This is a genomic window from Herpetosiphon giganteus (assembly GCF_016907925.1).
Taxonomy (GTDB): domain Bacteria; phylum Chloroflexota; class Chloroflexia; order Chloroflexales; family Herpetosiphonaceae; genus Herpetosiphon; species Herpetosiphon giganteus.
Map to the genome: position 1 here is coordinate 1 of NZ_JAFBCZ010000015.1, position 12205 is coordinate 12205.

Below are 12205 nucleotides of genomic sequence, written 5' to 3' on the forward strand. Positions count from 1 at the left end.
CCCTACTCGAAGCGCCTCAAGACACCGCTGCATAAGGCTCATTTTTGTGCCATCCAAACGACAGACATAGGCATACTATGTCATTGCTGAGTTTCGCCCGTTGCACGATGTGCCGTTTATGGCCTTGCAAACCAGCGATGGCAATTGGCTGGTGCGCGATGAAAACCCAGCCATCGCCTTGGCTCCTAGTGCCACGATTTTGGTGCGCTATGCCTTGGGTCGCCCAGCCAGCAGCCAACAGCAACACTATTGTTTTGGCTACAATAGCGTTGGCGACGATGCCCTGACCTATGCAGAACACGAAGCTCAAGAAATTGCCAAACTTGTGGGCGGCCAGGCTTGGACAGGCGCATTAGCCACTGATCAATTTTTGCGCTATGCCCACGACGCACGGATTATTCACATTGCCTCGCATTGTGTCTATGATGCCCAGCAACCACTCAATTCGCACCTGATTCTTGGCAACGAAACCTTGAGTGCCCAAACAATTATGGATCATGTGCAGATCGATACCGATTTGGTGGTGTTGAGTGCCTGTGTTAGCGGGCGCAGTTTTGTGGCAGTCAGCGACGATCAATATGGCTTGCAACGAGCGTTTCTGTATGCTGGAACCCGCAGCTTGCTCTGTTCATTGTGGAACGCCTCAGACGTGGCAGCGTTGTTCGTGATGGATCGCTTTTATCGTCAATTACAGGCCGGAGTACGGATTGCGCTAGCACTCAAACACGCAGTTATTGCTGTACGAGACTTGACGCGGGTTGATATTATTAAACAGTTCCAAATTTGGCAGTTACCGACGAGCGCGATTCCGTTTGAACTTGATGGCCAGCACAATGACAGCCCTTTGGCAGATCCACGCTTTTGGGCTGGCTTTATGGTGATCGGTAAAGCCTAAAGTGTAAGCAACCACTGTTCGTTCGACCATTGTATAACTGTTTACGATGCTTCTCGAAGCATCACGCCTGAAAGCAAAGGTGCGCACCATGTTCGAGACCCAATTATCTGATAGCGAGCAGCTCTATACCGAACGTGCAACTCTTCTGATCAAGAAATATGGATGGACACTGCTCTCAATCGACGAGCTGGTACAACGAACTATGCGCCGTCGCCAGACCGATTTTCAAGGCACGCTTGATCAAACCCTGATTTGCTCGTACATGATTTCGTTATACGATGCATGTTCTGGCCGCGAAGGGTTCGGTCGACGTGAGGATGGCTATACGGAGCTTTTCCGCATGGTCTATAGTTATGCCATGCTTAAACGTTTTGAACCAGCTGAGGAAATTGCGCAGGCAACGATTGAGCGGGTGCTCAAACATTTTGACGATTGCCGCAAGCCTGGGGCGTTTTGGGAATTTGTGCGTTTGCAAATGAACAATGCCTTGCGCAGTTTGCGCCGTTGGACAAAATATCCCGCTGATTCGCTTGATCAACCAAGCATGAATGACGAGGGTCAAAATCGTTACGATGTGCTGGAAGATACCCAAAGCATTGCCCCAGCCACGGTGGTCATTCAACATGAAACTAAGGAGCGCATCTCGGCCTGTTTAAACGCCTATTTACGGGAACATCCCCGTTCACATAACCAATTAGCCGCATTGTGGCTGAAATATATTACCGGCCTAGATGACAATGCGATTAGCCGGACGTTGGAAACTACCGTAAGCCATGTACATACCCTGCGGAGCCGCGCAATCAAGCGGCTGCGTGATGATCCCCGCTGGCAAGCTGTTGCCACTGATCTAGGGATTGCTTACGAATAACTATTTGGTGAGGAACTACCATGAACACGTCACTTCCGACCGCATCTCACGAGATTATGCGTCAACGCCTTGTTGAGTATGCCCATGCTGTTGCCCTCGGCGCGCCAATAGATGCTGCGCTGCAAGTCGTCGCCGACCATGTTGAAACATGTTCAGGCTGCCGCGCCGAGTTATTTGATGCCTTGGATGCTAGTTATGCCTTGTATAGCACGTCGTTTGCAATGGCAGATAACATTCCAGCGCCTTCGTTGAAGTTCTTGCGCCAGCATTCGTTGGTCACCGCCGCCCCTGAAACGGTTGGCTATCGCTTTATGATCGAGTTTTCTGACCAAATGCTTCAGCAGATGCAAATTCAATTGCAATACACAGGCCAAATGCGTGGCCAGCGGCTGATTGGCACCTATCGTCAATCGTCGGTGAGTATTCCCGATGTGACGATTGAAATGTATGAGAGCATGCAACCAAAACATGCTGTTTTACACTGCTACATTCAAGTGCCAGAACGCGATCCTTTTGATCAAGCTGGAACTGAAGTCAAGGTCGTCTCGCCAAGCTACGAGAACAACGGCACAACCGATGCCGATGGCTTTGTCTTATTCGATCGTATTCCGATTGAAGAATTGGCTCGCTTGAAAATCAAAATTCTCAATTAGCAAGTGTGGGTAGTACGGGTTGTGTTGTGTTCTACCCACAGTTGCGAAACGAAACTAAAACCTAATCAACGAGAGAATCATTGCTACGATTCCCCAACTTCATGCGCTAATTGCTCCAAGAATTGGTTTAAAATACCGGTTCGTTGTTCTGCTAATGCACGGCCTGTGGCTGTTTGCATTGTTTGAGGCAGCTTTAAAAGTTTGGTATAAAAATGATCGATGCTGTTTGTCAAATCATCTGCTGGGCGAGTGCGCGGAATCGGCTGCTGTGGATCGTAGAGTCGGCGGCCAAGCTCAACGCTGAGCATCAAACAACGGGCTAAGCCAATCGCGCCCAGCGAATCAAGCCGATCGGCATCTTGCACGATTTTGGCCTCGATAGTTTCTGGTTGAATGTTGGCCGAGAAACTGTGAGCCGCAATCGCATGGCCAATTGCTGGCAAAGAGGCTGCTGGATAGCCTTGGCTGCTCAGCCATTGAGTTGCGTGTTCGGCGGCCATGCGCGAGGCTTGGCTGCGTAATGGCGAGGCCTTAGAAACCACCACGCAATCGTGCAACCAAGCTGCGGGAATAATTACCGCCAAATCGCCGCCTTCTTGGGCTTGAATTAATTGGGCATTGCGCACGACCCGTCGAATATGTTCAGGATCGTGCGAAACATCTGCTTGACCAAGCTCTTGCTCAATCCAGCTTGCAAAGCGTGGTTGCCATTGATTCAGATCAATCATCGTTCTACTTAGCTCCCAACCTTACGATACACGTCGAGCGTCGCTTTGGCCAAATTTTCCCACGAGAATGCTTGAGCACGAAGCAAGCCCCGTTCGCGCAGATCGGCACGCAGACTCGCATCATTGGCGATGCGCACCAATTCTTGCGCCAGCTGCTCGATATTATCAGGATCGACTTGGATCGCCGCATCGCCGACCACTTCGGGAATGCTGGTGGCATTGGTGGTGAGCACAGGCGTACCGGAAGCCATGGCCTCAAGTGGCGGAATGCCAAAACCTTCGTAGCGCGATGGATAGACAAAAGCAGTCGCGGCGTTATACCACAGCGGCAAATCTTCGCCAGGCACATAGCCCAAAAAGCTCACGCTATCGTGTAATTGTAATTGCTCATAGGTACTGAAAATTTCGTCGAAATTCCAGCCCTTGCCACCGCCAATTAACAATGGCATGCCAACGTCGTGCTTAACTTTGGCATAGGCACGCAGCAAATTGGGAATATTTTTGCGTGGCTCTAAGGTGCCAAGATAAAGCAAAAATTGCTCAGGCAATTGTTTTTGCTGTTTCCAAGCATTAATTTCGGCGCTTGAACGAGGGTGATATTGCGCGCCAGCAGCATTATAGGCAATGCTAATTTTGGCGGGGTCAAGCCCAAGCCGATCGACCATCGCAGCTTTGGTATATTCAGAAACCGCAAATAGATGGGCTGCTTGGCGGACACCTTGGCGAGTTGCCGCTGCCAAATACCGCCGATTGGCCTTGCGGTGCGAGCCTGTCACATCCATAAAAGCTAAATCGTGGATGGTGACGATGGTTGGCACTGGTGAAAGCAATGGCGTGATATTTAACAAGCCATGAAAGAGATTGACGCGGCGTTTGGCCAGCAGCCAAGGCGCAATAAATTGCTCCCATGGAATGCGATATTTGGGCTGAATTGTGGGCAAGCGCGATTCGACAATTTCCCAGTTGGCGGGCAAATTGAGGTGTTGGCGCACGTTTGGCCCAACAAACAGCGTGTATTGATTATCGTGGTCGAGCTTCGCGAGGTTTTCAATCAAAAAACGGGTGTGATTTGAGACCCCAGCTTGGCGAAAAGAGCTATCAAATGAGAGGAGATGACCATTAATTGTAAAATGCATAGGCTCAATTTCTAAAACTGCAAACGAGCGATTCTTCAGCGAGTATACCATACCTGGCTTTTGGGGCTATTCTAAGGGTTGTTTCAATAACCAGGTTTTTTCTCCTCCCTTCCGTCCCTCCGCTGGAGGGAAACGCAGGGGTTTTCATCCCCTGCACTCCTAATATTCATGCGGTGGATTGTGTGTATGTTTCTATATCCCCTTCTTCGATTTGGTTGCTTTGCGTTCTTCGTGTTCTTCGCGGTTTCTTGACCCTGACCCCTGAAATCTGATCCCTCAACAAGATTTCTCCTCCCTTCCGTCCCTCCGCTGGAGGGAAACGCAGGGGTTTTCATCCCCTGCACCCCTAATATTTGTTTTATGGATTGTTATTATGTTTCTATCATCCGCCAATTCTTTGTCTGATTTGTCCTTGACTACTATTTGTTTTATGGATTGTTACTATGTTTCTGCTTCCCCCTTTTTTCGATTTGTGTGCTTTGCATTCTTCGCGCTCTTCGTGGTTTCTCCTCCTTCGTAGACTTCGTGGATCAAAACTTCGTGGTTTCTTGGCCCTGATCCCTATTAAGCGTACCCTTACACTTCTATAATACGGTTAAGACCTTAGAACCATTCCAATCGTGATCCGATGGTTGGCTGAACAATTCTGGGTACGCTTATGGCTAGGGGGTTCTCCAACATTTTGCGGAGGAATACACATGGATACGTTGACCGCAGCACGGGCGCAGATGGAAGTCTCGCTCGCGTTTCACATGGTCTTTGCGGCACTGGGTATTGGCTTTCCCTTGCTGATGGTCATTAGCGAAGGTTTGGGCTTGAAAACGGGGCAAGCTCATTATCTTGCTCTGGCAAAAAAATGGGCTAAAGCAACGGCACTCACCTTTGCAATTGGCGCTGTTTCAGGCACAGCGCTCGCATTCGAATTGGGCTTGCTGTGGCCAACTTTTATGGGTTTTGCTGGCAGCATTATTGGCTCGGCCTTTACGCTTGAAGGCTTTGCCTTTTTTATCGAGGCGATTTTCCTTGGCCTTTATTTGTATGGCTGGAAGCGACTTTCGCCGCTAGCGCACTGGCTTACTGGCATTCCGGTGGCGATTAGTGGCATGCTTTCGGGAGCACTCGTTGTTGCGGCCAATGCTTGGATGCAAACGCCAGTTGGCTTTGATTTGGTGGATGGCAAAGCGGTTAATGTCAATCCGCTTGCGCCGTTTCTCTCGCCTGCATGGCTTGATATGGCCTTGCACTCAACCTTATCGTGCTATATTGCGACTGGTTTTGCAGTGGCAGGCGTGTATGCGATGGGCATGCTCAAAGGCCGCAACGACCGTTATCATCGCTCTGCATTAACGATTAGCCTTGGTTTGGCAACCGTAACTGCCTTGTTGCAACCGATTAGCGGCCATATTAGCGCTCAGCGTGTCGCCAAAGATCAGCCAGCAAAGTTGGCAGCCATGGAAGCCTTGTTTGAAACTCAAGCTGGCGCACCATTGTTGATTGGCGGCATTCCCGACCCAGAGACTGGCGAAATTCACTTTGGAATCGAAATTCCCAAAGCGCTGAGCTTTATGGCAACCAACGATTTTAATGCAGAATTACGCGGTTTGAATAGCTTTCCGCCAGATGAACGACCGAATGTGGTGATCGCTCACATTGCTTTTCAAGTGATGGTTGGAGCCGGCTTTGCCTTGATTGGCTTGGGCTTGTGGTTTTGGTGGCGACGCTGGCGTGGCAATCTTGTTCTGAGTCGAAAACTATTATGGGCATTAGTGATAGGCTCGCCACTAGGCTTTTTAGCCTTGCAAGCTGGCTGGATTGTGACCGAGGTTGGCCGCCAGCCGTGGATTATCTACGAAGTGATGCGCACCCGAGATGCAGTAACCACGGTGGATGGCGTGCCACAGGTGTTTTATCTGTTTAGTTTGTTGTATATTGGGCTAGCAAGTGTGCTGGTGTATTTATTACGTAAACTTGCAACTGGCTATCCACCTGAAGCCAACGAAAGCGAGGCGACCAATGCCGCTTGAAGTGATTGTGGCCGCAATTGGCTTGCTAGGGGTCATCACCTATGCGATTTTGGCTGGAGCCGATTTTGGTGGCGGCATTTGGGATTTATTCGCGTGGGGGCCGCGACGCGCACAGCAACGTGATGCCATTGCGCATGCGGTTGGCCCAGTTTGGGAAGCAAATCATGTGTGGCTGATTTTTATTATTGTGTTGCTGTTTACTGGCTTTCCGACGGCCTTCGCGGCCTTGAGCGTTGGCTTATTTGCACCCTTCCACATTGCGCTCTTGGGAATTATTCTACGTGGCGCGGCCTTTGTGTTTCGGGCGTATAGCCCGCAAAAAGCCGAACAACCAAGCCAAAGCAGCCAGCGCTGGGGTACGATTTTTGGTGCGGCCAGCGTCATCACGCCGGTAATTTTGGGCATGGCGTTGAGTGCAGTTTCGGCAGGCCAATTACGGGTGATTGATGGCGTTGTGCAAAGCGAAGGGATTGTTTGGCTCACGCCGTTGGCAATTGCCATGGGCTTGTTAGCTTTGGCCTTATGCGCCTACCTCGCCGCTGTGTATATGACGCTTGAAACCCGCGACGAGCTGCAAGCCGATTTTCGCCAGCGAGCGCTGCTTGCAGGCACGGCAGTCGTTGGATTATCAGTTTTAAGCTTGCCCTTACTGTATTTCAAGGCCCAACATTTGTGGGATGGCTTGATTAGCTTGCGGGCTGCGCCAGTACTTGCGGTTGGAGTTATTGCAGCTTTAATTTCAGGTTGGGCTTTGTTGCGTTGGCGCTTTCAGCTGGCGCGAGGTGCAGCAATTGTGCAAATTAGCTGTTTGTTGGCAGGCTGGGGCATTGCCCAATATCCCTACATTATTTATCCCGATGTGACTTTGGCAGCGGCGGCAGCTCCACGAGCAAGCTTAATCTTTATTTTGGTTGCCTTGCCGTTAGGCTTGTTAATTTTGTTGCCGTCGTTGTGGTTTTTGTTCAAAGTGTTTAAAAGCGCGCCGCTTGAGGATGTCTAGGCTGCGATCCTTATGTTCAGATTTGGAGGATCGCCACCCTTCCGTCCCGCCAGCGGGAGACGCAGGGGGTTTTCAGCCCCCTGCACCCCCAAATATGTATGTGTTGGACTGTTGCAGTGTTTCTCCAATCCCAACCTTCGTGCGCTTCGCGGGCCTTCGCGGTTGAGTCTCTTCCGATTCCAGCAACTAAATACAGGGGCTGAAAACCTCTGCACCCCCAAATATGTATGTGTTGGACTGTTGCTGTGTTTCTCCAATCCCAACCTTCGTGCGCTTCGCGGGCCTTCGCGGTTGCGTCTCTTCCGATTTCAGCAACTAAATGAAGGAGATTTTCCTGCCCCTTATAGGTCCAAATAGTTATGTTCTAAAATATTGAATGGGCTTTTTATGACCCTAACCTTCGTGGTTGGATTGATGATTACTGATACCTCAACGGTTATCCTTTGGTTTACGGTTGAGGTTGGGTATCGATTTCGAGCCAAGCACCGCGATCGTCGGGGAAAATCATGGCCAGAATCGCAAATTTCTGGCCGTTAATCAGCAATGGTTGCTCCAACGAAACAGTTTGTTTTTCACCAGCGACCTCAAATTGTTGTGGGCGAACCTCGATAATTGCCGTGGTTTCGCCGCGCCGAAAACTGCTTAAATGCAGCCAAACCCCTGGTTGAAACTCGCTTGGTGGTACGCCGCGCTTCAAAATAAAACTATCGGGCTTGGTCTGCGCATAAACTGGCAGGGCTGGGTTGGTAATTGAGGTTGGTTCGGTAGTCATACCACATGCTCCTACTATCACTAACAAACTTAATATCAAGATCCGTTGTAAAAGCTGCTGCATGGGACTTTAATCCTTTTCATTAACTGCAACTTGCTGATAATTAGCTTTAAATTCATCAAAGGTACTAATGCATCATATTCATAGCCAAATTGAGGGGAATTCGTTAATGAATCAGGATTGGATGAGGAAGGAGGAGGAAAAAGATGCTCAATCAATCACAAACGAATATACCAAAAACTGTAATTGATTGTCAATAATTTAGCACTATAATAGCTGTTTAGATACAATTTTTATTGGTTCTTCTTGTTAGGATTTATCAACGTGAAGTATGAGGTAGCAGAGCGGATATACTTCCCGCCAACAAAAAACGCAGGGGTTTTCAAGCCTCCCTGCGTTTCAAACATACGCTTGCAAAAACGTTTATTCGGCTTTGGGGGCTTTAATTTGAACGGTGCCTTCTTGGGCAGGGAAGCGACCAGCAGACATGCGTTCGTAGAATTCGCGCAACACCGCAAAATCGGCCTCAATATCGCCGGTTGGGTACAGTAACGGCCCAAAACCCAAGACTTTGCGCTTGTAGTTGATATAGCTCATACCAATCGGAATTTTGGCATTCAAGGCGATATAGTAAAAGCCTGTTTTCCAGTGATCGGTTGCTTTGCGTGTGCCTTCAGGGGCAACCACCAGAACCAATTTTTCGTGGCGTTCGATCTCATCGACCACTTGCTGCACCGCGTTGTAGGTTTTATCGCGGCGAATCGGAATGCCGCCCAACCAGCGCATCAACGTTTTGAAGGGAAAGCGAAACAGCGAATGCTTGCCAATCCAATAAATTGGCAGTTGGCGCGAAAATGTTGCCAGCAACATCACCGCAAAATCCCAATTGGATGTGTGATAAGCTCCAATCGCGATCCATTTTGGCTCAGTTGGCACAGTCCCTTCGACTTGCCAACCGACGAGTTTGAGCAACGCTTGGGCAAGCCAACGCAACGGACGGCCTGGTTGTAACGACATCCGCGATGGACGAAAGCCACGAAATCGCTTCATTGATGGTTCCTGTTGGGGCGGCAAGCCAACACCTGCCGCCAAAGGCTGAATTAGAGAGCGGTTTTGATCGCCGCCACGATCGCATCACGGGCCACTGCTTGCTGCTCACCAGTGCGCAAATCTTTCAATTGCACCACGCCTGCCGCCAAATCGTCGGGACCAACCACAAGGGCAAAATTGGCCCCTTTGCGATCAGCTTCTCTGAATTGATTGGCTACTTTGACTGGATTATAGGCGGTCAGCACACTTAGGCCTGCGGCGCGCAATTCGCCAGCCAAGCGCAAGCTTTCGTTCTGAAAATCGCTGGCAAACAGTGTTACATAGGCATCGATGGTGCGTTCTGGGCGTGGCCCCATATTAAGCTCAAGCATCAAATCAAACAAGCGCTCCAGCCCAAAGGCACAGCCAACGGTCGGCAATGAACGCTTGCTGAACATACCAACCAGATTGTCGTAGCGCCCGCCACCCAACAATGAACCCATCGGCGGCGAATCGAGCACTGCTTCAAAAACGCAGCCCGTATAGTACGATAAGCCACGGGCCAAGCTGGGCGAAATTGTAAAGCTATCGGCGGGCACGCCAAAGCTGGTCAAGACATCGCAAATAGTGCGCAACGCTGATACGGCGGCCAACGCAGGGGCATCATTGGCCAGCACGCTTTCCATCTCGGCTAAAACTGCGTCAACTGAGCCGCTAATGCCGACAAAATGCAAAACCCGCTCGGCAGCTTCGGCGCTCACACCGCTTTTGAGCAATTCGTTGCGCACACCATCGTTGCCAATTTTATCGAGCTTGTCGATTGCGCGATACACGCCGCCGGCCTCGTTTTCAGCAACGCCCGCTACCCGAGCTAAACCACTTAAAATCTCGCGGTGATTGAGCAGCACTTTTGCGCCAGTAAAGCCAATCGCACGCAAGCCTTCAACCACCACCGCGACAATTTCAGCATCGGCGATTGGGCTATCCACGCCGACAATATCAGCGTCGAGTTGCCAAAATTCACGGTAGCGGCCTCGAGCTTGGCGTTCGCCACGGAAGGATTGGCCCAAGGCATAGCGTTTGAAGGGCATGGTCAATTTGCCTTCATTTTGGGCTACCACCCGCGCCAAGGGCACGGTTTGGTCGTAGCGCAGGGTTAATGCATCATCGCCATATTTCAAACGATAGAGCAATTTTTCTTCGTCGCCAATTTTGCCCTCAAGCGTATCTGAGTATTCGACGATTGGCGTGGAAAGTGGTTCAAATCCATAGCGCTCTAAAACACCAATCAAGGTGTCAGTGATAAAACGCCGCAAGCGCATGGCTTCTGGCAGGTGGTCGCGCATGCCTTTGTAGGCGCGAGGAGTAATTGGCATAAATTCAATTCCTTATTTCAAGGGCACAATGCCCCAACAGCGCTAGCGCTTGAGCGAAACACCAGTTAAATCAAGCTCGCCCAAGGCGGTAATGGTGTAGCCATCAACATACGATTTTACCAAGGAATAATCGACACTATGCATCAGCGGAATAACCACAAAATCGCTGAGCAATTGTTCCTCTGCTTGGCGATACAGTGCGCCACGTTTGTCGGCATCGGCTTCAGCCTTGGCTTGCTCAATCAATTGATCAAACTTTGGATTGCTGTAATTACTGCGGTTATATTGACCATTACTGCCAAACAACACCTCTAAAAAGTTCTGGGGATCAGGATAATCGGCGATCCAGCTGAGGTCGTACAAATGGTAGTTATCGCGTTCGAGCGCTGCCAAATAATCGCCAAATTGATCTTGGCTACGAATTTCAATCGTCACACCAAGCTCATCTTTGGCAATTTGGGCGAGCAAACCAACGCCGCTGCCGCTGCTATAGCCAATGATTGGCGGGAATTTATCGACGCTGCCATAGCTCGATTCGCTAATTAATTGTTTGGCGCGGGCAATATCGGCGCGTGGCTCAGGCAAGCGCTCTGGCTCAGCGCCAGGCATACCAGGTGGCAAAATCCCACGCGCAGCCACAACCGAACCATTGTAGGAAACATCGGCCAATTTGACCCGATCGATCAACAAATAAAAGGCTTCGCGCACTTTGGGATCGTCGAATGGCGGTTGGTTGACGTTCAAGCCAATGTAGCTCAATTGCAGCTGAGGTGTGACGCGCAATTCGGCGTGTAATGGATCAGCTTCATCATTAATCCGATCAAGATCATAGGTGCCAATCGCGGTTACATCGATTTCGCCTTGCTCGAATAAACCCAACGGATTGCTACCTTCAGCACCGATCAGATAGGTAATCCGATCCAATTTGGGGGCAGTGCCATAGTAGTATGGGTTTGGCACAAGCTCCATGCGGCGGCGATGGTTCCACAAATCGAGGGTAAACGGGCCAGAACCATTGGGCTTTTCGAGCCAAGCGCTATTACCTTCAACCGTGCGCCGATCGAGCACAAAGGCTGGTGGGTGGGTCAATTTGAGCAAAAACAGCGAGCTTGGCTGGCGCAGCGTAATTTCGATCGTCTGATCATCAACAACCTTAACCCCGCTGAGCGAGCTAGCTTGGCCTGTTACTTTTTCCAGCACGCCAGCAATATCATCGAGGTAGGTTGGCGAAACAATCGAGCCAATGCTAGGATCGGTCGCCCGTTCGAGGCTCCAACGCACATCTTCGGCAGTCAGCGGCGTGCCATCAGCAAAGCGGGTATTGCTGCGCAACTTGAAGGTATAGACCGTGCCATCAGCAGAAACATCGATTGTTTCGGCCAAATCGGGCACAGCCTCAAGATCGTTGTTGAGCGTTACCAAGCCGCTGAACATCAAGCGCGCAATAAAGCCGCTGGTCGTATCGCCAACTAAAGCAGGGTCAATCGTGGCCGGATCGTCGCCTAGAGTCAGAATAAAGTTGCCACCACCACCAGCTTGGCTTTGGGCGGCTGGAGTTGGCACAGGTGCAGGCACAGAAGTTGGGCTATTGCCAACTGCGCAGCCAACCAAACTGGTCAGCAATAATCCCACAAGTGAGAGACGTTTAAACATAGCACTTCCTCGCTCAGATCCCGTCCACAAGCGACGGTTGAACTATTATAGTACACACAAATGGCACGAAG

11 protein-coding genes are annotated in these 12205 nt (G+C 50.3%); 5 read left to right on the forward strand and 6 right to left on the reverse strand.

Features of this window, described 5'->3' with window-relative positions:
* Positions 1-109 precede the first annotated feature (109 nt).
* The 3 genes from JOD20_RS14395 (at position 110) to JOD20_RS14405 (ending at position 2416) form a co-directional block, all read left to right on the forward strand.
* Positions 110-895 carry a CHAT domain-containing protein gene (locus JOD20_RS14395; RefSeq protein ID WP_338034192.1) on the forward strand — a complete coding sequence of 262 codons (786 nt, stop codon included), beginning with the start codon at positions 110-112 and terminating at the stop codon, positions 893-895.
* Between the two features lie 88 nt (positions 896-983).
* Positions 984-1763: an RNA polymerase sigma factor gene (locus JOD20_RS14400; protein ID WP_204755934.1), complete on the forward strand. Its 780-nt coding sequence runs from the start codon at positions 984-986 to the stop codon at positions 1761-1763.
* A 20-nt stretch (positions 1764-1783) separates the two neighbouring features.
* On the forward strand, positions 1784-2416 hold the full coding sequence (locus tag JOD20_RS14405; RefSeq protein WP_204755935.1) for a hypothetical protein: 633 nt from the start codon (positions 1784-1786) through the stop codon (positions 2414-2416).
* 83 nt (positions 2417-2499) lie between these two features.
* On the opposite strand, the gene JOD20_RS14410 is transcribed toward JOD20_RS14405, so the two are convergent.
* Together JOD20_RS14410 and JOD20_RS14415 are read right to left on the reverse strand one after the other, a co-directional pair.
* Positions 2500-3144 carry an HD domain-containing protein gene (locus JOD20_RS14410; protein ID WP_204755936.1) on the reverse strand — a complete coding sequence of 215 codons (645 nt, stop codon included), beginning with the start codon at positions 3142-3144 and terminating at the stop codon, positions 2500-2502.
* Positions 3145-3152: 8 nt separating this feature from the next.
* Positions 3153-4280, reverse strand: a complete 1128-nt coding sequence (locus JOD20_RS14415; protein ID WP_239583867.1) for a glycosyltransferase family 4 protein — start codon at positions 4278-4280, stop codon at positions 3153-3155.
* 698 nt (positions 4281-4978) lie between these two features.
* Between JOD20_RS14415 and JOD20_RS14420 the strand changes: the two genes are divergently transcribed.
* Both JOD20_RS14420 and JOD20_RS14425 read left to right on the forward strand, forming a co-directional pair.
* The gene (locus JOD20_RS14420) at positions 4979-6304 is read left to right on the forward strand and encodes a cytochrome ubiquinol oxidase subunit I (protein WP_204755938.1); all 1326 of its coding nucleotides are present in this window, start codon (positions 4979-4981) and stop codon (positions 6302-6304) included.
* On the forward strand, positions 6294-7304 hold the full coding sequence (locus JOD20_RS14425; protein ID WP_204755939.1) for a cytochrome d ubiquinol oxidase subunit II: 1011 nt from the start codon (positions 6294-6296) through the stop codon (positions 7302-7304). Before JOD20_RS14420 ends, JOD20_RS14425 begins: the two co-directional genes overlap by 11 nt.
* Positions 7305-7752: 448 nt before the next feature.
* Here JOD20_RS14425 and JOD20_RS14430 read toward each other — a convergent pair whose 3' ends face one another.
* The 4 genes from JOD20_RS14430 to JOD20_RS14445 form a co-directional block, all read right to left on the reverse strand.
* Positions 7753-8076, reverse strand: a complete 324-nt coding sequence (locus JOD20_RS14430) for a hypothetical protein (RefSeq protein WP_204755940.1) — start codon at positions 8074-8076, stop codon at positions 7753-7755.
* A gap of 423 nt (positions 8077-8499) precedes the next feature.
* Positions 8500-9126: a lysophospholipid acyltransferase family protein gene (locus JOD20_RS14435; RefSeq protein ID WP_204755941.1), complete on the reverse strand. Its 627-nt coding sequence runs from the start codon at positions 9124-9126 to the stop codon at positions 8500-8502.
* A gap of 50 nt (positions 9127-9176) precedes the next feature.
* A complete protein-coding gene (gene hisS, locus JOD20_RS14440; protein ID WP_204755942.1) occupies positions 9177-10481 on the reverse strand; it encodes a histidine--tRNA ligase in 1305 nt (434 codons plus the stop codon).
* A gap of 42 nt (positions 10482-10523) precedes the next feature.
* Complete coding sequence (locus JOD20_RS14445) at positions 10524-12134, reverse strand: peptide ABC transporter substrate-binding protein (protein ID WP_204755943.1); 1611 nt, start codon at positions 12132-12134, stop codon at positions 10524-10526.
* Between the last annotated feature and the right edge of the window lie 71 nt (positions 12135-12205).